Below are 22,446 nucleotides of genomic sequence, written 5' to 3'. Positions count from 1 at the left end.
AGTCCGATCGGAATAGTGAGGAACGGGTCGTTCCACATATCGATCCCCGTGTCGATCCCCGTGTCGGCCCGTGTGTCGGCCCGTGTGCCGATCTCTGTGGCGACCCTGTGTCGCCCCCCACCCCTCACCGATCCTCGCCGGAGGCAGCAACGTGACCTCAGCCCGTCAGCGGTACACCGTGGCCATCGCCGGAACGGGAGCGGCCGGGACGCTGACCGCCGTCCAGGTCTGCGAAACGGCCGTACGCCGCCGTACCCCCCTCGATCTCGTGCTCGTCGACCCCGCCCCCGAGGCGGGCCGGGGCACGGCCTACGCCACCCGGGATCCCCGGCACCGGCTCAACGTCCCCGCGGGCAACATGAGCTGCTACCCCGACGACCCCGGTCACTTCACCCGCTGGCTGTGCCGGCACGGCGAGTCCGAGGTCACCGGCGCCGACTTCGCCACCCGCTACCGCTACGGCGCCTACCTCGCCGACACCCTCGCCCAGGCCGTCGTACGCGCCCGGGGCGTGGTCGCCGTACGACGGCTGCGCACCCGCCTGGAGAGCTGTACCGGCACCCCCGACGGCCGGGTGGACCTCCAGCTCGCCGACGGGGGACGGCTCACCGCGGACCGGGCCGTGCTCGCCACCGGCCCCGCCGCACCCCACGCCGCCTGGGCGCCGGACGCCCTGCGCGGCTCCGCACGGTTCGTCGCCCGGCCCTGGACGCCGGGCGCGCTCGACCCGGTGGCCGCCGACGCCTCCGATGTGCTGCTCGTCGGGACCGGGCTGACCGCCGTGGACCTCGCCCTCGCGCTGGACGGCCCCCGCCGGACCGTGCACGCGGTGTCCCGCAGCGGACTGCTGCCCCAGCCCCACGCCCTCACCCCGGCCGGACCCATGGCCCCGCCCCCGCTGCCCGGCGGCCTCGCCCTGGGACCCCTGCGCCGGACCGTCTACCAGCACGTCAGCCGGGCCCTGCGCACCCACGGCGACTGGCGGCCCGCACTGGACAGCCTGCGCCCCCAGACCGCACGGCTGTGGCGCAGCCTCAGCCCCGAGGAGCGCGCCGAGTTCCTCGCCCACGAGGGCGCCCTGTGGAACACCCACCGGCACCGGATGGCCCCGGCCACCGCCGAGTCCGTCGACCGCGCCCGCACCACCCGACGGCTCACCCTGCACTCCGGGACCGTCACCGCCGCCCTGCCCGACGCGGACGACGGCCCGGTCACCGCCGAACTCTCCGACGGCTCCACCCTCCGGGTCGGCTGGGTGATCGACTGCACCGGCCCCGGCCGGACCGTCGACGACCCGCTGTGGGCGTTCCTGGCCGGATCCGGGGCCGCGCTTCCCGGGCCGCTCGGCATGGGCGTCGCCACCACCGACGGCCGCCTGCGCGCCGCCGCACCGGACGCCGCGCTGCCGCTGTTCACCCTCGGGGCGCCCCGGCGCGGCGAGCTGTGGGAGACCACCGCCATCCCCGAGATCCGCGTCCAGGCCGCCGCCCTCGCCCGCGAACTCCTCGCCCCGCTCGCCCCCGCGCCCCGCGCCACCCGGCGGCCCGTCGACGGACACGGCCTCGCGCTGTCCACCCACGCCGAGGCCGCCGCGGCCTACCGCCGGGGACTGGACCGGGTCCTCAAGGTCCGGGCCGGTGCCGACGACGCCTTCACCCGCGCGGTCGCCCTCGACCCCGGCTTCGCCCTCGGACACGCGGCCCTCGCCCTGCTCGGCCACGAGTGCGGCGCCCCCGTCGACGTACCGCGCGCCCTCGCCGACGCCCAGCGCAGCGCCCGGGAACGGGCCGACCCGCGCGAACGCTCCTTCGTGGACGTCGTCACCCGCCGCATCCACGGCGACGGCGGCGACACCGCCCTGATGCACCACCTCGACGCCCACCCCGGCGACGCGCTCGCGCTGGCCGCCGCCGTCCCCACCATCGCCTTCTCCGGCGTCGACGACCTGGATGACGACTACGCGCTGCGCCTGGTCGAGCGCACCTCACCCGCCTACGACGGCCACTGGTTCCACACCTCGCTGCTGGCGTTCCTGCGCCAGGAGCAGGGGCGGCTGCACGAGGCCGGGGAACTCGCCCACCGCGTCCTGGCCACCGAGCCCGCCGCCGGGCACGCCGTGCACGCGCTCGCCCACGTCCACTACGAGACCGGCACCCACGAGGCGGGCCGTGACTGGCTCGACCGATGGGTGGCCGGACGCGGACGCGGCGCCGTCCACCGCGCCCACTTCTCCTGGCACATCGCCCTGCACGAACTGGCCCTGGACGACCCGGCCGCCGTCCGCAAACGCTGGCACAGCCAGCTCGCGCCGGGCCGGGTGGCGGGCGTCCGCGCCCTGGTCGACTCCGGCTCGCTGCTGTGGCGGGCCCGGCTCAGCGACAGCTGGCAGGGCGAACTGCCCGCCGGGGACGTCCTGGACTCCGTGGCCCGCGAGGTGCTCGAACGCCCCGCCACCGCCTTCACCGCCCTGCACTGTGCCATCGCCCTCACCGCCGCGGGCGACCTCGCCGCACTGCGCCGGCTGCGCGACCACGCCGCCGGCGCCGACGACGTACAGCGCGAGATCGTCGCCCCGCTGTGCGAGGCGCTGGCCGCGCTGGTCGAGGAGCGGTTCGCCGACGCCGCCCGCGGGCTCACCGCCTTGCTGCCCGTCCTGCGCAAGGTCGGCGGCAGCGCCGCGCAACGCGAGGTGATCGAGGAGACCCTCTTGTACGCCCTCGTCTCGGCGGGGCGCTGCGAGGCGGCCCAGCGGCTGCTCACCGCCCGCCTGGACCGCAAGGAAGCGCCCCGGGACCGGCGGATGATGGCGGCGCTGGCGCTCAAGGGCTAGCGGCGCCACAGGGGTTGAGGATCGCCCAGGGGCTGAGAGCCGCTCAGCCGTTCCTGCCCGTCCCGCCCTTCCCACCCGTCGAGCCCCCGCACTGCGCACGGGGGCTCGGCTCGGGGAAGGGCTCACTGGCGGGACAGGGCCCCCACCGGATGGGTACGGCCGGAGCCGCCGCGCTGTCGGCGGCCGGCGCTTCGGGGGCGATGGCCACGACGGGAGCGGCGAGGGCGGCGCAGGCGGAGAACGCGACCAGGACGGACAGCCCCCGCCGCCGCGCGCCCGCGCCCACACCCCGCGCCACAACCCGCACCACCACACAGGCCCCCCCACTCACAGCAGGTGCGACACCGCCCGGTGGGCCGCGTCGAACGCGGCCTGGGTGTAGCCGAATCCCTCGGCGTCGGAGTTGGCGATGGTGATCCGGCCGACCGGACGGCGGGCCTGGGCGTAGGGGCGCTCGGCCTCGGGCCGGAACAGGTGCGGATCGTCCAGGGAGTTGTACTCGTAGGCGTATCCGTGCGCCCAGCGGTTCACCGTGATGGCGGTGATGTCACGGCCCGGGTCGAAGCCGTGGGCGGACAGCGAACGGGTCATGGAGTCACGGATCTCGCGCTCGAAGTCCGCGAACTGCATCCGCATCAGCTGCTTGCGGCCCGCCTTGTGCTGCTCGCGGCAGGTCAGTCCGGGCTGGTTCGGGGTGGCGGACAGGGAGATGACGGTGGGCAGTTCGGGGCGCTTCGGCATCTTGAAGTCGCCGATCTCGGTGACCGTGGGCAGTCCGAAACTGCCGAAGAACCGGGACGGCGTGCTGACCCGGGAGATCCGGGCCTGCGCGAAGGGCCGCCAGTCGCGCAGCGCCACCCGCGCGTAGACGAGGGGCACCTTGACGCCGTAGCGCATCGCGGAGACCTGCTCGGCGCCCAGTTCGGGCATGACGTACGAGGCGACGGAGTTCCAGCAGGCCATGACCACGCCCTTGGCGCGGACCTGGTAGCTGCGCCCGCCCTTGGAGTAGCGGATGTCCACGCTGCGCCGGCCGTCGTTGCGGACGCTGTAGGCGGTGCTGCCCAGCCGGATACGGACGTCGTTGCCCGCGCGGTCCAGGCGTGAGTAGTCCGCCTTGGCCGTGACGATCTCCCGCCAGTCGGGGCGGCGCTCGTCGAAGGCGTTCGGGACCAGCTTGCTGACCAGGAGCCGGGCGAGGGAGGCATTGCCCTCGGGGAAGTAGAAGTAGCCGTCCTCCTCGCTCTCGTTGAGCTGCATGAGCGGGGTGAATCCGGCGCCCGGCCAGGGGGCGTGGGTGAGACCGAGCCCGTTGAAGCCCGGCTGTCCGGTCGCCCAGGCGTCGGCGGCGGCGACCCGGTCGACATTGACGCCCCACAGCCCGTTCGTGCCGCGCTTGACGATCTCCAGCGCGTCGTCGTCCAGGCCGATCTTCTCGCGCAGATAGGTCTCGTACGGGGTGCGGGCGAGGATCTCCTTCTTCTGCGCGTCGCTCAGCCCCGGGTAGAAGTCCTCCGTCGTGGTGTAGAGCCGCACCAGCGAGGCCCGGCTCGCCGCGCTCATGGGCAGCTTCGCGGCGTACGACGCCCAGGACTCGCCGGACTCACGGACCACCAGCTGGTCCTTGCCCCACCGGTCGGCGGTGAACAGGGTCGCGCTGCGCAGCGAGTACGGGGCGTAGGCGTCGGTCTTGACCGTGTCCCCCAGCGCCTTGAGGTCGACGCCGAGGTCCTTGGTGAGCAGGTCGCGGGACGCGCGGGTCCAGGTGCTGGGGGTGTCGATGTTGACGGTGCCGCCGTTGGACAGCAGCAGGCTGCGGCCGACGTGGAACTCGTTGCGGCGGGCGTGGCCGCCGAAGTCGTCCAGGGCGTCGAGGATCAGGACCTTGGCGTGGCGCCCGGCGTGTTTGCGGTAGAGGTAGGCGGCGGCGAGCCCGCTCAGCCCGGCGCCGACCACCACCAGGTCGTACGACTCACGGATGCTGGTGATCTTCCCGGGGTCGAAGTCGCCGTTGCGCACGGAGTGCGCCACCTCGTACGAGCCCTGCCCCTGGGCGGTGAGGCCCGTGCCGGTCGGCGGGTACGGGGTCTTCGGCCCGCCGTGGCCGTGCCCATGACCGTGGCCGTTGCCCCGGGACGAGCCGGGCGCTGCCTGGGCGGCACCGGGCAGCGCGGTCGCGGCGGCGATGGCGGCCGTGCCGACGGCCACACCGTCTATGAAGTCGCGACGGGTGATGCGCCGCCCCATACCGAGTTCACGATCACTGAAGCCGGACATGCCAAACCTCCACGCGGAATTGCGGACTTGCGGGCTTGCGGAATTGCGGGCCTGCCGAGATGCAGAGTTCCGGAGATACGAAATTCGGAGTCGTGGGGGGTGATCGTGATGGTAAACAGTTGCCGGTCCGATAGTTAAGTGCGAATTTCGTTGCAAGTGGCCAATATTGATGCGGAATCAGTTGCGGGGGGAAGGTGGAGCGGTCGGCCGGGCGGTCCGCCACCGGCACCGGATCTTCACGGTGCGTTTCGTCAACCCGTGAGGTGGGGTGGGGGAGTGGGGCGGCCGGGGCGCTCACCGCACCCGCACGGCCCCCGTTCTCCGGGCGTCGGCCGATGACCTGCCCACGACACCCGCCGTTTCCTGTGAACCCCCTGTGTCACCTGCGCTTTTACGGACCGATGGGCGGCGCGCACCCCGGCCGTCGCGGCTCGGCGACGAAATCGCGACACCTCCGGCAATGCGGTCGACGCCGGACAGCCCGGTCGGAGCCCGGCAGAACCCGCCAGAGCCCGTGAGGGCCGATCAGGGCCGATCAGGGCCGACCGGAGCTGATCTGAGCTGACCGGAGCCGATCAGGCCCCGCCCGGACCGCCGCCGCGCAGCAGGGTGTTGAGGCGGGCCGCCTGACGGGTCAGATGGTCACGCTCGGCCAGGGTGGGCGCCTGCCGGGCGGCCTCGGCGTACAGCCGCGCGGCCGTCGCCCGGTCGCCGTCGCGCTCCCGCAGATACGCGGCCACCGCCGGGTACCGGGGCAGCGAACCGTCCAGCTCCGCCAGCGCCGCCAGCCCGGCCCGTGGTCCGTCGGCCTCGCCCACCGCCACCGCCCGGTTCAGCCGGACGACCGGACTGTCCGTCAGCCGCAGCAGCTCGTCGTACCACTCCACGATCTGCACCCAGTCCGTCTCCCCGGCCGTGGGCGCGTCCGCGTGCAGCGCCGCGACGGCGGCCTGCGCCTGGAACTCACCCAGCCGGTCACGGGCCAGCGCCGCCTGGAGGATCCCGACGCCCTCCGCGATCATCCGCGTGTCCCACCGGCTCCGGTCCTGCTCGGCGAGCGGTACGAGCGTGCCGTCGGGCCCGGTCCGGGAGGCACGCCGGGCATGGTGCAGCAGCATCAGCGCGAGCAGCCCCGCGACCTCGGGATGGTCGATCGAGGACGCCAGCTGCCGGGTGAGCCGGATGGCCTCGGCGGCGAGATCGACATCGCCGGAGTACCCCTCGTTGAAGACCAGGTACAGCACACGCAGCACGGTGGCCACATCGCCGGGGCGGTCGAACCGCACCCCGGACACCGTCCGCTTGGCCCGGCTGATCCGCTGCGCCATCGTCGCCTCGGGCACCAGATACGCCCGGGCGATCTGCCGGGTGGTGAGCCCGCCGACGGCCCGCAGCGTGAGCGCGACCGCCGACGACGGCGTCAGCGAGGGGTGGGCGCACAGAAAGTACAGCCGCAGCGTGTCGTCCGCGCCGGACGCGGGCCCCGGCGCCGGTTCCTCCTGTACGAGATCCTCCCGGCGGCGGCGGGAGGCGTCCGACCTGCTCGCGTCGAGGAACCGGCGCCAGGCCACCGTCACCAGCCAGCCCTTGGGATCCCGCGGCGGGTCGGCGGGCCAGGCCCGGACCGCCTCCACCAGCGCGTCCTGCACGGCGTCCTCGGCCGCCGCGAAGTCGGCTCCGCGGCGGACGAGGATCCCCAGCACCCCCGGCGTGAGACTCCTGAGCAGGGCGTCGTCCATGTCGGTCAAGGTCAGTCCACGTCAGTTCACGTCAGTTCACGTGTGTCCGGCTCGGCGATCACTCGGTGATGGTGGGCGGGGCGCTCAGGAACGGGCGCAGTTCGAGCCACTCGTGGATCGGCTTCCCGCCCGCGCCGGGCGCGGCCGACAGCTCCCCGGCCAGCTCGACGGCCCGCTCGTACGTATCCACGTCGATCACCATCCACCCGGCGATCAGATCCTTGGTCTCGGCGAACGGCCCGTCGGTGACCGGCGGGCGCCCCTCACCGTCGTACCGGACGAACGTCCCCTCCGGCGCGAGCGCCTGTCCGTCCACGAACTCCCCGGTCCGCTCCAGCCGGGCCGCGAAGTCGTTCATGTACTGAAGGTGCGCCGAGATCTCCTGGGGCGTCCACTGGTCCATGGGCACGTCGTTCACGGCCGCCGGGGCGCCCCGGTAGTGCTTGAGCAGCAGATACTTCGCCATGGTCGCTCTCCTCGTGCTTCGTACGACCCATTGTGGTCGCGTTCACCTCGGGGACGGAGCCGGGGAGGCGTTCTCGACATCGCCGCCGGATCTTTTTTCGCCGGATCTTTTCCGGGGGAGTCGGGCGGGGCCTTGGCGGGGGCCCTGGCCGGGGCCTTGGCCGGGGCCTTGGCGGGGGAGCCAGGTGGGGGCCGGGGCGGGGGTTCTCGTATGCTGCGGGCGATGAACGAGGGTGGGCCCGCCAGACGGGTGATCGATGGCCGGTTCGAGCTTCAGGCGCGGCTCGGCGGCGGCGGTATGGGCACGGTGTGGCGGGCGCTCGACCTCGTCCTGCACCGGGCCGTCGCGCTCAAAGAGGTACGGCCCCCGGACCCGGGCCTCGCCGAGTACGACCCCGAGGCCGCGCGGCTGCTGCGGGACCGGGTGCTGCGCGAGGCCCGCGCCCTGGCCCGGGTCGAGCACCCGAACGTCGTCACCATCCACCATGTGGTCGACGGCGCCGAGCACACCTACCCCTGGCTGGTCATGGAGCTGGTCACCGGCGGCTCGCTCGCCGACCGGCTCGCCCGCGGCCCGCTGGACCCGCGCGAGGCGGCCCTGCTCGGCCGCGAACTGCTCGGCGCGCTGCGCGCCGCCCACGCGGCGGGCATCCAGCACCGGGACGTGAAACCCGCGAACGTCCTGCTGCGCCCCGACGGACGCCCCGTGCTCACCGACTTCGGCATCGCCGCGATCCGCGAATCGACCGCCCTCACCGCCACCGGCTCCGTCATCGGCACCCCCGACTACATGGCCCCGGAGCGCATCTCCGGCGGCGACGGCGGACCCGAGTCCGACCTGTGGTCGCTCGCGATGATGCTGTACGTCGCCGTCGAGGGCCACCATCCGCTGCGCAGGGCGAGCACGCTGGCCACCCTCGCCGCCGTACTGCGGGAGGAACTGCCGCCGCCCCGGCGGGCCGGTGCCCTCGCCCCGCTCCTCGCCGCCGTCCTGGTCAAGGACCCGGCCCTGCGGCCCGACGTGGCCACCATGGACGCGCTGCTCGCCCAGGCCGCGACGGCTGACGCCCCGGCCGACGCTCCGGCCGACGCCCCGGTGTCCGACCCGCGCCGATCGGAGGCCGGCGGCGCGACCTCGTACCACCTCGCCACACCGGCCACGCCGACCGGCCCGGTGCCACCGCCCGAGCCGAATCCGTACGCGGCCACCGGCCAGGGCCCGTACGCCACGACCGGCCAGAGCCCGAACTCCGCCACCGGCCGGAATCCGTACGCCGCCGTCCCGGACTCCCACGCCACGCCCCACCCCCACGGCGTGACCGCGCCGGTGGCGGACCGGGGCGGCGATGAGGAACGGGCCCGGCGGCGGATCCGGCGGATCGCGATCGGCTCGTCCGTCGCGTCGACGGTCCTGGTCGGGGTCCTGGTGTGGGCCCTGCTGCCCGACGGCGGGGTGAGCACCGGCGCCGGGGGAGCGGGCCCGTCCGCGAGCGGCACCCACACGGAGGCGTCGACGGACCTCGTGGACGCCACCCCGACGGACGCCGGGGACGCAGGGGGCTCCGGGGATTCCGGCGACTCGGGGGATTCGGGCGACTCGGGGGATCCGGGCGGGGACACCGCCGAGCTGGGTCTGCTGACCCCCGACGGCATCCGCACCGCCGTGGCGGCGCTGAAGGAGGCCACGGGCACGGACCAGATGAGCAGCCTGAGTGTCTACCCGGAGTACGTCTCGGCCAACATCATGGTCGACGGCAGCAAGTCCCGCTACGACTCCTGGACCTACCGGCCGGGCGAGGGCGCCGAGAAGGGCATCATCAGCGGCTCGTTGAGCCCCGTGGACAGCCTGTTCGACATCGACGACTTCAGCTGGGACACGGTTCCCGCCCTGTTCGAGCAGGCCGAGAAGGAACTCAACGTCAAGGACATCACCTCGCGGTATCTGGCGGTCCGTGGCGCCGACCCGGTCTTCGGTACCCCGAAGGAGATGACGGTGTATGTCATCAACGACTACTCGCAGAGCGGCCACCTCACCGCCGACCACACGGGCAAGGTCACCGATGTGATGCCCAACGAACAGGAGGACTGACCCGGTCCTTGCCCCCGGCTCACCAGCCCGTGCGCAGCAGATGGTTGAGGAGCAGCGCGAGGACCGCCTGAGCGGTGAGCCAGGCCCGGGGGTTCAGTCCCCGGGAACTGGTCCTGCGCGTGGAGTCGGTGCTGCGCCGCGCCCGCCCCGGCCCCGCGCCCCGCCCCCTCGGCGCGGCCGGTCTCGCCCTCGACCCCGCCGCCCGCCGCGCCACCAAGCACGGCACGGACCTCGCCCTCACCCTGCGCGAGTTCGACCTGCTCGCCTTCTTCCTGGCCCATCCCGGCCGGGCGTTCAGCCGCGAGGACCTGATGCGGGAGGTGTGGGGCTGGGGCTTCGGCGACCTGTCCACCGTCACCGTCCACGTCCGCGCCACCACGCCCCGGATCCCGGCTGCCGCCCTGCCCTCAGCGCCGCGCCCCGCCCCGTACCGCGCCGCGCCCCGCCCCCAACCTGCACCGCCCCCGGCACCGACCACCCACCCACCCGACCACCCACCCACCCACCTGACCACCCACCCGGCACCACCCCCCGCCCCTCAATCCCCCCGCATCCCCGCCCGAGCAAACTCCCGCATCCCCGTCTCGAAGCCGATCTCCGGCTTCCAGCCCAGGTCGGCGCGGAGGCGGGCCGAGTCCGCGGTGAGGTGGCGGACGTCGCCGAGGCGGAACTCGCCGGTCACCTCGGGCTCGGGGCCGCCGTGCGCGGCGGCCAGCGCGGCGGCCATCTCGCCGACGGTGTGCGGCTCGCCGCTGCCGGTGTTGTAGACGGTGAGCGCACCCGGCTCCGCACTCGCCTCCAGCGCCACCGCGTTGGCGGCCGCCACGTCCCGTACATGCACGAAGTCCCGCCGCTGGCCCCCGTCCTCGAAGACCTGCGGGGCCTCGCCCCGGGCGAGCGCCGAGCGGAAGAACGAGGCGACGCCCGCGTACGGGGTGTCGCGGGGCATCCGCGGCCCGTACACGTTGTGGTAGCGCAGCGACACCGCCGAACCGCCCGTCACCCGGGCCCAGGCGGCGGCCAGATGCTCCTGGGCGAGCTTGGTCGCCGCATACACGCTCCGCGGATCGGCCGGGGTGTCCTCGCCGACCAGCCCCGGCACCAGATCCCGCCCGCACACCGGGCACAGCGGCTCGAACCGCCCAAACGCCAGGTCCCCGGCGGCCCGCGGTCCGGGCCGCACCACGCCATGACCGGGGCAGGCGTACCGCCCCTCCCCGTAGACCACCATCGAGCCCGCCAGGACCAGCCGGTCCACCCCCGCCTCGGCCATCGAGGCCAGCAGCACCGCGGTGCCGAGGTCGTTGCGCGAGACATAGTCCGCGGCGTCCGCGACCCCGTCGCCCAGCCCGACCATCGCCGCCTGGTGGCACACCGCGTCCACCCCCACCAGCGCACGGGCGACCTCGACAGGACGGCGCACATCGGCCGCCGGGTCCTGCCGGACGTCGTACACGACCGGCTCGTGACCGCGTGCCCGCAGCACGTCGACGACATGGGACCCGATGAACCCGGCACCGCCGGTGACCAGTACACGCATGGAGTCACGCTAGGGCGGCGACGGCCCCGCACCGGGTGATCCGCCGGGGACGTCACCGTGGTGTAAGACGCTCGGACCCGAACGGCGTGCGCGCGCGTACGCCGGCGCTCGGGACGGCGCGCACGCGCACGGCCGCGCTACGCCGCCGTACGGGCCATCCGGGCCGTACGGGCCGGGGTGAGGCGCCGCAGCAGCAGCGCGTTGAACGTCACGATGATGGTCGAGGCGCTCATCAGCAGGGCCGCCCACTCGGGGCGCAGCACCAGCCCCAGACTCGGATAGAGCGCACCGGCCGCGACGGGAATGGCCAGCAGGTTGTAGATCGCCGCCCAGAACAGGTTCTGCTTGATCTTGCGGCGGACCGCGCGGGCGATGCGCAGCGCGTAGCCGACATCGGCCGGGTCGTCGCGGACCAGGACCACATCGGCGGTCTCCACCGCCACATCCGTCCCGGCGCCGATCGCGATGCCGACCTCCGCCTGGGCCAGCGCGGGCGCGTCATTGACGCCGTCGCCGACCATCGCGACCTTGGCGCCACCCTGTTGCAGCGCGGCGATCCGGTGCGCCTTGTCCTCCGGCAGCACATCGGAGATCACGTCGTCCACGCCGACCCGGCGGGCCACCGCCCGCGCCGTGGCCGCCCGGTCACCGGTCAGCATCACCGCCACCACCGAGTCCCGGTGCAACTCCGCGACCGCCGCCCGCGCGGACGCCCGCACCGGGTCCGCCACCGCCACCACGCCCAGGGCCTTGCCGTCCGCGGCCACATACATCGCCGTCTTCCCATCGGCCGCGAGCCGGTCCGCGTCCGGCACCAGCGACTCCGCGGCGACCCCCTCACGCTCCAGCAGCCGTACGTTGCCCAGCAGCACCCGGCGCCCGTCCACCACGGCCACCACCCCGTAGCCGGGTACGGAGTCGAACTCGGCCGGCGGATCCACCGCCCACCCCTTCGCACGCGCCGCCGCGACCAGGGCCTCGGCCAGCGGATGCTGGGAGGGCTGGTCGGCGCGGGCCGCCAGCCGCAGCACCGTCTCCTCGTCCGCGCCCGGCGCCGGGACCACATCGGTGACGGACGGCCGCCCCTCGGTGAGGGTGCCCGTCTTGTCGAACACGACCGTGTCGACGGCCGCCGTCGCCTCCAGCGCCGTGGCGTTCTTGAACAGCACACCCCCGCGCGCCCCCTGGCCGACACCGACCGTGATCGCGGTGGGCGTCGCCAGCGCCAGCGCGTCGGGACACGCGATGACGACGGCGGAGACCGCCGCGGTGATCGCGAAGCCCACGCCCTCGTCGCCGATCAGCGCCCAGGCCAGGAAGGTGATCAGACCGGAGCCCAGGGCCAGATAGACGATGTACTTCCCGGCCGTGTCGGCCAGCCGCTGCGCGGGCGCCTTGGACGCCTGCGCGTTACGCACCATCTGCACGATCCGGGCCAGCGCGGTGTTGGCACCGACCGCGGTGGCGGTGAAGGTGAACGCGCCGGTGGTGTTGATGGTCCCGCCGATCACCGGCGCGCCCGCGCTCTTGGCCACCGGCAGCGGCTCCCCGCTGATCATCGACTCGTCGACATAGCTGGAACCCTCGTCCACCGTCCCGTCGACCGGGACCTTCTCCCCGGGCCGCACCACGATCCGGTCACCGGTCACCACCCGCTCCAGCGGGATCTCCGTCTCGACCCCGTCCCGCCGCACCCGCGCGGTCGGTGGCGCCAGCGACAGCAGGGCCTCCACGGCCCGGCCGGTGGCGTACCGCGAACGCATCTCCAGCCAGTGCCCGATCAGGCTCAGCGTGGTCAGCATCGCCGCGGCCTCGAAGAACACGTCCTGCGCCCCAGCGAAGGTGGCCGCGACGGAGTAGACGTACGCCACCAGGATCCCGGTCGCGATGAGGGTCATCATCGTCACCTCGCCGTGGCGCAGCGACCGCCAGGCCGAGGAGATGAACACCCACCCGCCCCACAGCACCACCGGCGTGCCCAGCACCAGCCCGAACCAGGACATGGACAGCCCGAACGGCGGGTCGGCGGTGAAGCCGATGCTGTGCCCGATCGGCGAGTACAGGACGATCGGCACGGTCAGGATCGCGCAGACGACGAACCGGCGGAACATGTCCCGGACCATGGCGGCCCCATGCCCGGCGTGCTCGTCAGGCCCCATGTCCTGATGCTCATGCCCATGCCCATGCTCATGCCCGTGCTCATGGTCATGGTCATGGGCCCCGGCTCCGGCCCCGGTAGGCCCTTCGCCGTGCCCCCCGTGCTCGCCATGAGCCGCGTGCATCTCGTGCCCGGCCTGCCCGCCGTGCGCGCCCCGCCCCGTATCGGGCCCGGCCGCCTCCCCCGTCGCCCGGTCGGCCGTGCCCACCGCCGGATGTCCCGGCTGGCAGCATGAGTCCGGGCAGTCCACGCACACACAGCCGAGACTCCGCCGGGCCAGCGCGTTCGCCAGGGCGCGGCGGTCGGTGCGGTCGGGGTCGTACCCGACGTGCGCCACCGAGCGGGTCCGGTCCAGCTGGACGGACTCCACCCCCGGCAGCCGCGCCAGACCGCGCTCGACCTCCGCCAGTTCCGTCCCGCACCAGCAGTCGGACAGATCGATCTCCGTCACCGCCAGGGTCATGACCGTACCTCCGGGGCCGACGGCCGGGCCGCCGACATGCGTCGATTGTCGCCCAGAATACCCCTACGGGGTATTACCGCAACCGGGGTGCCCAGCCCGCGCGCCCGACCCCCCACTGTCACCCGCGCGCCCGACCCTCCCACCGTCACCCGTTCGGCCGATCACCGGCTGCCACCCGGCCCCACCCCCGCGTGCACTGGGTTCAGACGGGGAGAGCGGGAGAGCCCCGAACCGGAGGTGGCTATGTCCACGGACGTGACGGCCGTACGGGGCCCGCTCGTCAGCTTCACCGGCGATCCCTTCCTCACCAGCCGCGAGGACGCCTTCGTACACGAGAGCGACGGGCTGCTGATCTGCGAGAACGGGACGATCACCGCCTGCGGTGACTACTCCGCCCTGCGCGACGCCCTCCCCCCGGGCATGACACCGGCCCACTATCCCGGGCACGTGATCACCGCCGGATTCATCGACACCCACATCCACTACGTACAGACCGGCATCATCGCCGCCTTCGGCTCCCAGCTGATCGACTGGCTGAACCACTACACCTTCGTCGAGGAACAGCGCTTCTCCGACCCCGGGTACGCCCGCCGGATCGCGTCCGCGTTCTGCGACGAACTGCTGCGCAACGGCACGACGACCGCGCTGACCTTCTGCGCCGTGTACCCGGCGTCGGTGGACGCCCTGTTCGAGGAGGCGTCGGCCCGGCACCTGCGGATCGTCGCGGGCAAGGTCCTGATGGACCGCAACGCCCCCGATCCACTCCTCGACACGGCCGAGTCCGGGTACGCGGACTCCAAGGAACTCCTGGAGCGCTGGCACGGCAAGGGCCGCAACCTCTACGCCATCACCCCCCGCTTCGCCCCCACCAGCACCCCCGCCCAACTGGAGGCGGCCGGGGCCCTGCGCCGCGAGCACCCCGAAGCCCTGCTGCACACCCATGTCTCGGAGAACACGGGGGAGATCTCCTGGGTGCGCTCGCTCTTCCCCGAGCGCGCCGGATACCTGGACGTGTACGACCACTACGGCCTGCTCGGACCCGGCGCCGTCCTCGCGCACGGCGTCCATCTGACCGGGCGCGAGCGCGGCCGGTGCGCCGACACCGGCACCGCCATCGCGCACTGCCCCACCTCGAACCTCTTCCTCGGCAGCGGCCTGTTCCACCTCCACGACGCCAAGGACCCCCACCGCCCGATCCACGTCGGCCTCGGCACCGACATCGGCGCGGGCACCAGCTTCTCCCTGCTGGCCACCATGAACGAGGCCTACAAGGTCGCCGAGCTGAGCAACTACCCGCTCGACTCCCTCAAGGCGTTCTACCTCGCCACCCTCGGCGGCGCCCAGGCCCTGGGCCTGGACGACCGGATCGGCTCCCTCACCCCCGGCCACGAGGCGGACTTCGTCGTCCTGGACCCCAGGGCCACCCCGCTGCTCGCCCAGCGCACCTCACGCGCCCAGGACATCGAGGAACTGCTGTTCGTCCTCGCCGTGATGGGCGACGACCGTACCGTCCGCGCCACCTACGTCAATGGCGCCCTGGCGCACGACCGCGACGCCGCCGCGTCCGCGTCCCCGGGCTGAGCCCGCAACCACCGACGGGAGACCGCGTCATGGCCGACACCGCCGCCACCGCCCCCGGCGGTGACACCGGGCACGAGTACCGCAAGCATCCCGGCGCCCGCATCCTGCACGGCCCGCACCGCACCATCGGCGGCGTCGAGGCGTGGATCATCTGGGGCCTGTGCACGATCTTCGTGGTCTGGCTGTTCTCCATCCAGACGGGATACGCCGTCGTCTCCCCGGAGATCCAGCGGACAGCCGGACTCACCGTGGGCCAGATCAGCCTGGCCGGCTCGATCTACACCTGGGCCTTCGCACTGTGCCAGTTCTTCTCCGGCGCCCTGCTGGACCGCTTCGGCTCCCGCCCGCTGCTGGCCGTCGCCGTGGCCTTCGTGACCGCCGGTGCCTTCCTCTACGCCCAGACCACCAGCATGTCCACGCTGATCGCCGCGCAGGTGGTGCTGGCCATCGGCTCGTCGTTCGGGTTCGTGGGCGCCGGATACATCGGCGGCCAGTGGTTCCCCGCCGCGCGCTACGGGCTGATGTTCGGCCTGGTGCAGTCCCTGGCCTCGCTCGGCTCGGCGTTCGGCCAGCCCGTCATCTCCTGGCAGCTCACCCAGGTCTCCTGGGAACAGCTCCTCAACGGCTTCGGCGCGGCGGGCGTGGTGCTGATCGTGCTGTTCGCCCTCCTGGTACGCAACCCCACCCCCGGCCCGGAACAACTGGCCCAGCAGTCCTGCACCGCGAAACCGCCCCTGGTCTCCAGCATCTTCCACGGCCTCGGCGCCTGCTTCCGCAACCGCAATGTCGTCCTGTCCGCCGTCCTGGCCGGAGTCTCCTTCGGCTCGATGCTCGCCATGGGGGTGCTGTGGGGGCCGCGCGTGATGGAGGCCCGGGGCGCCGAGACCTCCCTGGCCGCCGTACTGACCGCCATGTCCTGGCTCGGCCTGGCCGTGGGCGCCCCGCTGTTCAATCTGCTCTCCGACCACTGGAACAACCGCCGGATCCCGGCCGTGTGCGGGGTCCTGCTCCAGGCCGTCGCGATCTCCCTGCTGATCTATCTGCCCAGCGAGACCAACAGCGTCTCCGTCGTCACCATGTTCTGCGTCGGCCTCTTCGCCGGGGCCCACATGCTCGGCTTCACCGTCGCGGGCGAGTCCGTCCCCGGCGCCCTGGTCGGCAGCTCCGCCGCCATCGTCAACGGCGTCTGCTTCATCATCGGCGGACTCCTCCAGGCCATCCCCGGCCGCCTGCTGCCCGACCACCCCGACCTGGGCGACTACGGACACGCCCTGCTGCTCATGCCGATCCTGCTGGTGCTGGGCGCGCTGGCGGGCCTGTTCATCCGGGACACGGGCAAGGCGGGGGCGCGGTGAGGGCGGCCTCAGACTGACGGTGGCCTCAGGCCGACGGCAGGGTCACTGTGACGGCCGGGTCATGGTGTCGGTCGGGTCACTGCGACGGCAGGGTCACGGTGACGGTCAGGCCGCCGTCCTGGTTCGGGACGGCCGCCACCGTGCCGTCGTGGGCGTGGACGATCGCCCGCACGATGGACAGTCCGAGTCCGGCCCCCTTCGCGGTCACCAGCCGCTCACCGCCCAGCCGCCGGAACGGCTCGAACAGCGCGGGAATCTCGTAGGGGGCCACGGTGGGGCCGGAGTTGGCGACCACCACCGCCACCGTGCCCTCCGCACCGTCCCGGGTGCTGACCTTCACCCACCCGTCCCGGTCGTCGTTGTGGCGGACGCCGTTCTCCACCAGATTCTGGATGACGCGCTCCAGCAGCAGGACATCGCCCCGGGTGGGGGCGGGCGCGAAGTCGTGGGTCACGGTGACACCCGCCCGCCCGGCCTCCGGCTCGCTCTGGACGATCACATGGGCGGCGATGTCGGCGAGATCCGTCGGATGCCGCTCGGGGAGATGGTTCTCCGCCCCGGCCAGCAGGAGAAGCCCGGCGATGAGCCGTTCCTGCCGGGTGTTGATCTCCAGCAGACCGGCGCCGAGTTCCTTGACGTCCGTGGACGCGGTCCGCCGGTGCATGGCCATCTCCACCAGGGCGCGGTGCAGCGCCAAGGGGGTACGCAGCTCATGGCTGGCGTTGGCCACGAAGCGGCGCTGCCCGTCGAAGGACCGGTCGAGCCGCTCGACCATGGCGTTGAAGGTACGGGCGAGATCCTTCACCTCGTCGTCCGGCCCGCCCAGCGTGATGCGCTCGTGCAGGCCCCGGTCGGCGACGGGGGCCGCCGCGATCCGCCGCGCGGTGTGGGTGACCTGGTGCAGGGGGTCCAGCACCCGTCCCGCGATCAGCCAGCCCAGCCCCGCCGCCGCGCCGCCGACGATCAGCAGCGCGATGCCGCCCTGGGTGATCAGCGAGGCGGTGGCGGCGTCCCGGATCTCCTCCTGGGCGTCCCTGAGCAGTTCCTCGGCACCGGGGCCGGTGTAGGTGCGGCCGTCCGGCCCGGTGAGCGACGGCTGATGCGTCGAGGGTGCGTTGGGCGAGGGCGCGTTCGGTGAGGGCGCCACGGACGGGGTGCTGATCTCGGTCCTGCTGGTGTCGGCCTGGAGCCGCTGGTTGAACAGGGCGTACGTGGTGCCCAGCAGGACCACCCCGGCGGCCAGGAACAGCAGCCCGTAGACGAGGGTGAGCCGGGCCCGCAGGGTGATACGGCCGGGGCGCAGCCGCTTCGGACGGCCGGGGGGTGCCGGGGGACTCAGCGGATCTGGCGTGTTCATGGGATGCGGTACCCGACTCCCGTGACGGTCTCGATGACGGGTGGGTCACCGAGCTTGCGGCGGAGTTTGAGCACGGTGACGCGCACCACCCCCGTGAAGGGGTCGATGTGCTCGTCCCACGCCTTCTCCAGCAACTGTTCGGCGGAGACGACGGCCCCGTCCGCGCGCAGCAGCTCCGCGAGCACGGCGAACTCCTTCTTCGCCAGGGCGACCTTGCGGCCGTCGCGGAAGACCTCGTGCCGGGCCGGGTCGAGCGTGATCCCCACGCGGTGCAGCACGGGCGCGGTGACGGGCCGGGAGCGGCGGCCGAGGGCGAGGACCCGGGCGGCGAGTTCGGGCAGCGCGAACGGTTTGGTGAGGTAGTCGTCGGCGCCGATCGACAGGCCCGCCACCCGGTCGGTGACCTCGGCCGAGGCGGTGAGCATGAGCACGCGGGCGCCCGAGCCGGAGGCCACGACCTGACGGCACACGTCGTCGCCGTGCAGCCGGGGCAGATCCCGGTCCAGTACCACCAGGTCGTAGTCGTGCACGCCGAGCCGCTCCAGCGCGGCGAGACCGTCGTGCACGACATCGACGGCGTGCGCCTCGCCGCGCAGCCACTCCGCGATCACATCGGCGAGCATCGCCTCGTCCTCGACCACCAGCACCCGCATGAACAGCGTTCCCTCCGGTCCACGGGATCTGTACCCCCGCCGCGCCGCGAGCGTGCCCCCGGGACATGTTGACGGAGCGGGGTGTTCCTTTCTGTTAGCAACCAGGAGTAGCAGGAGTAGAGGGAGGAACAGAAGCAGCAGGAGTAACGGTGAGTTAACACCCCTGGCTGTTGCATCGCCTCTCACGAGCCGGCAGCGGGCCGGCCCGTGGGACGAGGGGATCACCCGATGCGTATCCGGACACGCGCCGCGCTGGCGGCCCTGCCGATGGTGGCCGTGCTGGCCCTGAGCGGCTGCGGGGGAGACGGTGGCGGGGACGACGGGGTCGCCTCCGCGAGCGGCGGGGGCGGCAGCAGTGCCGGTGCCGCACCCGAGCTGGGCCCGGACGAGATGGCCCAGAGGTTCGCCGAGTGCATGCGCGAGAACGGCGTCGACATGGCCGACCCCAAGCCCGGTGAGGGCCTGGACCTAGACCTGGGCGGCGTCGACAAGTCGGTGGCGGACCAGGCCATGGAGGCGTGCCGCCAGTACGACCCCATGGAGAACGGCGGAACCGCCGAGGTGAGCGAGGAGACGCAGGACAAGCTGCGCGCGTACTCCCAGTGCATGCGCGAGAACGGCGTGGAGGACTTCCCCGACCCGATCTCCGGCGGTGGCCTGGAGATGGACGGCTCCCTCCAGGACGACCCGGACTTCCAGGGGGCCGACGAGACCTGCAAGGGCCTGCTGCCCGGCGGCGGCGAGAGCGAACTGACCCCGAAGGACGAGCTGTGAGCGAGCGGTCCCCGGACAACCCGGCGGACCAGGTCTCCGATCCGGCCGTGCCTGATCCTGCCCGACCCGATCCCGCCCGCCCCGATCCCGTCGGCTCCGCTGTCCCCCGCCCCCCTCGTCGCCCCCACCGCCCCCGCCGGGGCCGGAACGCCGCCATCGCCCTCGCCGTCCTCCTCGCCGCGGGCGGCGCCGTGGCGGTCACCGCACTGCGGACCGCCGGGGACGGCGACGGCGGCGGGCAGGCGAGTGAGTTGCCGCCGAGCACCGCCACGGTGACCAGGCAGACCCTCAAGGACTCCCAGAGCGAGGACGGCGAACTCGGCTACGGCACCACCGCCACCGCCGTCAGCCGTATCCCCGGCACCCTCACCGCCGTCCCGGCGACCGGCGCCCGGATCACCCGGGGGCAGGCGCTGTTCAAGGTGGACGACAGGCCGGTGACGCTGATGTACGGCTCGATGCCCGCGTACCGGGCGCTCAAGGCGGGCACGGAGGGCAAGGACGTGGAGCAGCTGGAGAAGAACCTGTCCGCGCTCGGCTACGACGGCTTCACCGTCGACCGCGAGTACACCGCCGCCACGGCGGCCGTCGTCGAACAGTGGCAGGAGGATGTCGGCCTGCCGGAGACCGGCGTCGTGGACCTGGGCCGGGTGGTCTTCGCGGACGCGGCGGTCCGGGTGGACGGCGCCTCGGCCGCCAAGGGCGAGCAGACCGGCCCCGACCAGCAGGTGTTCACGTACACCGGCACGGTGAAGGTCGTCTCGGTCGATCTGGACCCCGCCGATCAGCGGCTCGCGGAGAAGGGCGGCACGGTCGCGGTCCGTCTCCCGGACGGGAGCGTCGCCGAGGGCGTGATCGAGAAGGTGTCGACGGTGATCGAGGAGGGCGACGGGCCGGAGGAGCAGGCCCAGACGAAGATCCGCCTGGTCGTCGGGCTCACGGACGCGAAGGCCGCCGACGCCTTCGAACTGGGCGCGGTCGGGGTGGACTTCACCGCCGGGGAGCGCGAGGACGTGCTCACCGTGCCGGTCGCCGCGCTGCTCACGCTGGCCGAGGGCGGCTTCGGCGTGGAGGTGGTCGAGGGCTCGACGTCGACGTACGTGCCGGTGAAGACCGGTCTGTTCGCCGACGGCAAGGTGGAGATCACCGGTGACGGGATCGCCGAGGGCGCGAAGGTCGGGATGCCGAAATGATCTCCCTGACCGGCGTGACCAGGTCCTACCCCGGCGGGGTGACCGCGCTGAACGGCGTCACCCTGCACATCGGCCGCGGCGAACTGGTCGGCATCGTCGGCCCCTCCGGCTCCGGCAAGTCGACCATGCTGCACATCCTCGGCACCCTCGACCGGCCCAGCTCCGGCCGGGTGCGTATCGACGGCCATGACATCGGCGCGCTCTCCGACGCCGAACTGTCCGCGCTCAGGGCGTCCCGGATCGGCTTCGTGTTCCAGCAGTTCCATCTCGCCGCCGGTACCCCGGCGATCGACAACGTGGCCGACGGGCTCCTGTACTCCGGGCTGCGGGCCGGGGAGCGACGGCGACGGGCCGAGACGGTACTGCGCCGGGTGGGCCTGGGCCACCGGCTGGACCACGAACCACACGAACTGTCCGGCGGTGAGCGCCAGCGCGTCGCCATCGCCCGCGCGGTGGCCGGTGAACCGGCGCTGCTGCTCGCCGACGAGCCGACCGGCGCCCTCGACTCCGTGTCGGGGGCCGGGGTGATGCGGCTGCTGCGCGAACTGCACGCCGCGGGCACCACCGTCGTCGTCATCACCCACGAGCGGGCCCTGGCCGACGCCCTGCCCCGCCAGGTGCGGATGCTCGACGGCCGGATGGTCGCCGACTCCGGCTCCGACGCCGACCCCGGCTCCGGCTCCGACTCCGGCTCCGCACAGCACGACACCCGTACCCCGGAGGCGACCCGATGACCGGCGAGACGCTGAAACCGGCCCGGATGTGGCCCGGCGATGTGCTCAAGGTGGGCGGGGTGGGTCTGCGCACCCGCCCGCTGCGGGCCTTTCTGTCCGCCCTCGGCATCGCGATCGGCATCGCGGCGATGGTGGCGGTGGTCGGAATCTCGTCCTCCTCCCGCGCCGAACTCGACCGCACCCTGGACGCCCTGGGCACCAACCTGCTCACCGTCACACCCGGCGAGACCCTGGCGGGCGGCACGGCCACGCTCCCCACCACCGCCGAGGCGATGATCGGCCGGATCCGCCCGGTGGACGCGGTCTCCGCCATCGGCAAGATCCCGGAGACGAACATCTACCGCAACGACCGCATCCCCGAGGCGGAGAACAACGGACTCGCCGCCTACGCCGTACGCACCGACCTGCTCACCACCGTCCGCGCGAAGCTGCACAGCGGCACCTGGCTCAACGCGGCGACCGGCGGCTACCCCGCGACCGTGCTCGGCGCGAGTGCCGCCCAGCGGCTCGGCATCGGCCACGCCACCCCCGAGACCCGCATCCTCGTCGGCGACCGCTGGTTCACCGTGATCGGCATCCTCGCCCCGGCCCCCCTGGCCCCGGAACTGGACACCGCGGCCCTCCTGGGCTGGAGCGCGGCCGAGTCCGAACTGGACTTCGGCGGCCACCCCACCACGATCTACACCCGCTCCTCGGACGCCGACGTCGAGCAGGTCGCCGCCGTCCTCGCCGGTACCGCCAACCCCGAGGCCCCCGGCGAGGTCAGCGTCTCCCGCCCCTCCGACGCACTGGCCGCCAAACAGGCCGCGGGCCGCGCCTTCACCGGCCTGCTGCTGGGCCTCGGCGCGGTGGCCCTGCTGGTCGGCGGCGTGGGAGTCGCCAACACCATGGTCATCTCCGTACTGGAACGCCGCCCCGAGATCGGCCTCCGCCGCTCCCTGGGCGCCACCCGCCCCCAGATCCGCACCCAGTTCCTGGCCGAATCCCTCCTCCTGTCCACCCTGGGCGGCCTGGCGGGCGCCCTCCTGGGCTCCACAGCCACCACCGCCTACGCCCTCTACCAGCACTGGCCGACAGTCATCCCCCCATCGGCCCTCCTCCTCGGCATAGCAGCCACATTGACCATCGGCGCCCTGGCCGGCCTCTACCCGGCGATCCGCGCGTCCCGGCTGCCCCCGACGGAGGCCCTGGCCACACCCTGACCCCGCCCGCCCACCCCAGCGTCCGCGCCCGTTCCG

General features: G+C 73.3%; 15 protein-coding genes and 1 pseudogene. 9 read left to right on the top strand and 7 right to left on the bottom strand.

All coding sequences use genetic code 11. The annotated features are described in order from the left end of the window. Positions 1–151 precede the first annotated feature (151 nt). The gene (locus ACFRFC_RS23425; protein WP_382690533.1) at positions 152–2,830 is read left to right on the top strand and encodes an FAD/NAD(P)-binding protein; all 2,679 of its coding nucleotides are present in this window, start codon (positions 152–154) and stop codon (positions 2,828–2,830) included. A 327-nt stretch (positions 2,831–3,157) separates the two neighbouring features. Here the strand turns inward: ACFRFC_RS23425 and ACFRFC_RS23420 are convergent, their stop codons facing one another. The 3 genes from ACFRFC_RS23420 to ACFRFC_RS23410 all read right to left on the bottom strand — a co-directional run bounded on the left by ACFRFC_RS23420 (position 3,158) and on the right by ACFRFC_RS23410 (position 7,312). Further along, on the bottom strand, positions 3,158–5,107 hold the full coding sequence (locus tag ACFRFC_RS23420; protein WP_382690530.1) for an NAD(P)-binding protein: 1,950 nt from the start codon (positions 5,105–5,107) through the stop codon (positions 3,158–3,160). 575 nt (positions 5,108–5,682) lie between these two features. Next, positions 5,683–6,846: an RNA polymerase sigma factor gene (locus tag ACFRFC_RS23415; protein ID WP_382690636.1), complete on the bottom strand. Its 1,164-nt coding sequence runs from the start codon at positions 6,844–6,846 to the stop codon at positions 5,683–5,685. A 58-nt stretch (positions 6,847–6,904) separates the two neighbouring features. After that, on the bottom strand, positions 6,905–7,312 hold the full coding sequence (locus ACFRFC_RS23410; protein WP_382690528.1) for a YciI family protein: 408 nt from the start codon (positions 7,310–7,312) through the stop codon (positions 6,905–6,907). A gap of 222 nt (positions 7,313–7,534) precedes the next feature. Here ACFRFC_RS23410 and ACFRFC_RS23405 point away from each other — a divergent pair, with 222 nt between their 5' ends. Together ACFRFC_RS23405 and ACFRFC_RS23400 are read left to right on the top strand one after the other, a co-directional pair. Next, on the top strand, positions 7,535–9,400 hold the full coding sequence (locus ACFRFC_RS23405; RefSeq protein WP_382690526.1) for a protein kinase: 1,866 nt from the start codon (positions 7,535–7,537) through the stop codon (positions 9,398–9,400). A 92-nt stretch (positions 9,401–9,492) separates the two neighbouring features. Continuing rightward, a pseudogene (locus ACFRFC_RS23400) lies at positions 9,493–9,775 on the top strand (response regulator transcription factor); the annotation flags it as partial. Between the two features lie 163 nt (positions 9,776–9,938). On the opposite strand, the gene ACFRFC_RS23395 reads toward ACFRFC_RS23400, so the two are convergent. Next, positions 9,939–10,940: an NAD-dependent epimerase/dehydratase family protein gene (locus ACFRFC_RS23395; RefSeq protein ID WP_382690524.1), complete on the bottom strand. Its 1,002-nt coding sequence runs from the start codon at positions 10,938–10,940 to the stop codon at positions 9,939–9,941. A gap of 137 nt (positions 10,941–11,077) precedes the next feature. After that, positions 11,078–13,561, bottom strand: a complete 2,484-nt coding sequence (locus ACFRFC_RS23390; RefSeq protein WP_382690522.1) for a heavy metal translocating P-type ATPase — start codon at positions 13,559–13,561, stop codon at positions 11,078–11,080. Positions 13,562–13,804: 243 nt separating this feature from the next. Between ACFRFC_RS23390 and guaD the strand changes: the two genes are divergently transcribed. Together guaD and ACFRFC_RS23380 are read left to right on the top strand one after the other, a co-directional pair. Continuing rightward, positions 13,805–15,142, top strand: a complete 1,338-nt coding sequence (guaD, locus tag ACFRFC_RS23385) for a guanine deaminase (RefSeq protein WP_382690520.1) — start codon at positions 13,805–13,807, stop codon at positions 15,140–15,142. 29 nt (positions 15,143–15,171) lie between these two features. After that, the gene (locus ACFRFC_RS23380) at positions 15,172–16,497 is read left to right on the top strand and encodes an MFS transporter (RefSeq protein ID WP_382690518.1); all 1,326 of its coding nucleotides are present in this window, start codon (positions 15,172–15,174) and stop codon (positions 16,495–16,497) included. 76 nt (positions 16,498–16,573) lie between these two features. Here the strand turns inward: ACFRFC_RS23380 and ACFRFC_RS23375 are convergent, their stop codons facing one another. Then, a complete protein-coding gene (locus tag ACFRFC_RS23375) occupies positions 16,574–17,854 on the bottom strand; it encodes a sensor histidine kinase (protein ID WP_382690516.1) in 1,281 nt (426 codons plus the stop codon). After that, positions 17,851–18,507, bottom strand: coding sequence for a response regulator transcription factor (locus ACFRFC_RS23370; RefSeq protein WP_382690514.1), 657 nt, complete (start codon positions 18,505–18,507; stop codon positions 17,851–17,853). The genes ACFRFC_RS23375 and ACFRFC_RS23370 overlap by 4 nt, the downstream gene beginning before the upstream one ends. Before the next feature lie 228 nt (positions 18,508–18,735). On the opposite strand from ACFRFC_RS23370, the gene ACFRFC_RS23365 reads away from it, so the two are divergent. Genes ACFRFC_RS23365 through ACFRFC_RS23350 form a run of 4 tightly spaced genes read left to right on the top strand, consistent with a single transcriptional unit; the run spans position 18,736 to position 22,410 of the window. Further along, complete coding sequence (locus ACFRFC_RS23365) at positions 18,736–19,281, top strand: hypothetical protein (protein ID WP_382690511.1); 546 nt, start codon at positions 18,736–18,738, stop codon at positions 19,279–19,281. Next, complete coding sequence (locus ACFRFC_RS23360; protein ID WP_382690509.1) at positions 19,278–20,474, top strand: peptidoglycan-binding protein; 1,197 nt, start codon at positions 19,278–19,280, stop codon at positions 20,472–20,474. Before ACFRFC_RS23365 ends, ACFRFC_RS23360 begins: the two co-directional genes overlap by 4 nt. Continuing rightward, the gene (locus tag ACFRFC_RS23355; protein WP_382690507.1) at positions 20,471–21,208 is read left to right on the top strand and encodes an ABC transporter ATP-binding protein; all 738 of its coding nucleotides are present in this window, start codon (positions 20,471–20,473) and stop codon (positions 21,206–21,208) included. The genes ACFRFC_RS23360 and ACFRFC_RS23355 overlap by 4 nt, the downstream gene beginning before the upstream one ends. After that, positions 21,205–22,410 (top strand): ABC transporter permease, encoded by a 1,206-nt coding sequence (locus ACFRFC_RS23350; RefSeq protein ID WP_382690505.1) that lies wholly within the window; start codon positions 21,205–21,207, stop codon positions 22,408–22,410. Before ACFRFC_RS23355 ends, ACFRFC_RS23350 begins: the two co-directional genes overlap by 4 nt. Positions 22,411–22,446 lie beyond the last annotated feature (36 nt).

The organism is Streptomyces sp. NPDC056734, assembly GCF_042790455.1.
Taxonomy (GTDB): domain Bacteria; phylum Actinomycetota; class Actinomycetes; order Streptomycetales; family Streptomycetaceae; genus Streptomyces.
Note: the sequence above shows the minus strand (reverse complement) of the source record. Positions and strands in the feature narration are given on the sequence as shown.

What these genes read in the sequence shown, in the direction of transcription:
- ACFRFC_RS23420 (WP_382690530.1), bottom strand. Translation starts at nt 5,107, where the DNA reads ATGTCCGGCTTCAGTGATCGTGAACTCGGTATGGGGCGGCGCATCACC.
- ACFRFC_RS23415 (WP_382690636.1), bottom strand. Translation starts at nt 6,846, where the DNA reads ATGGACGACGCCCTGCTCAGGAGTCTCACGCCGGGGGTGCTGGGGATC.
- ACFRFC_RS23410 (WP_382690528.1), bottom strand. Translation starts at nt 7,312, where the DNA reads ATGGCGAAGTATCTGCTGCTCAAGCACTACCGGGGCGCCCCGGCGGCC.
- ACFRFC_RS23405 (WP_382690526.1), top strand. Translation starts at nt 7,535, where the DNA reads ATGAACGAGGGTGGGCCCGCCAGACGGGTGATCGATGGCCGGTTCGAG.
- ACFRFC_RS23395 (WP_382690524.1), bottom strand. Translation starts at nt 10,940, where the DNA reads ATGCGTGTACTGGTCACCGGCGGTGCCGGGTTCATCGGGTCCCATGTC.
- ACFRFC_RS23390 (WP_382690522.1), bottom strand. Translation starts at nt 13,561, where the DNA reads ATGACCCTGGCGGTGACGGAGATCGATCTGTCCGACTGCTGGTGCGGG.
- guaD (WP_382690520.1), top strand. Translation starts at nt 13,805, where the DNA reads ATGTCCACGGACGTGACGGCCGTACGGGGCCCGCTCGTCAGCTTCACC.
- ACFRFC_RS23380 (WP_382690518.1), top strand. Translation starts at nt 15,172, where the DNA reads ATGGCCGACACCGCCGCCACCGCCCCCGGCGGTGACACCGGGCACGAG.
- ACFRFC_RS23375 (WP_382690516.1), bottom strand. Translation starts at nt 17,854, where the DNA reads ATGAACACGCCAGATCCGCTGAGTCCCCCGGCACCCCCCGGCCGTCCG.
- ACFRFC_RS23370 (WP_382690514.1), bottom strand. Translation starts at nt 18,507, where the DNA reads ATGCGGGTGCTGGTGGTCGAGGACGAGGCGATGCTCGCCGATGTGATC.
- ACFRFC_RS23365 (WP_382690511.1), top strand. Translation starts at nt 18,736, where the DNA reads ATGCGTATCCGGACACGCGCCGCGCTGGCGGCCCTGCCGATGGTGGCC.
- ACFRFC_RS23355 (WP_382690507.1), top strand. Translation starts at nt 20,471, where the DNA reads ATGATCTCCCTGACCGGCGTGACCAGGTCCTACCCCGGCGGGGTGACC.
- ACFRFC_RS23350 (WP_382690505.1), top strand. Translation starts at nt 21,205, where the DNA reads ATGACCGGCGAGACGCTGAAACCGGCCCGGATGTGGCCCGGCGATGTG.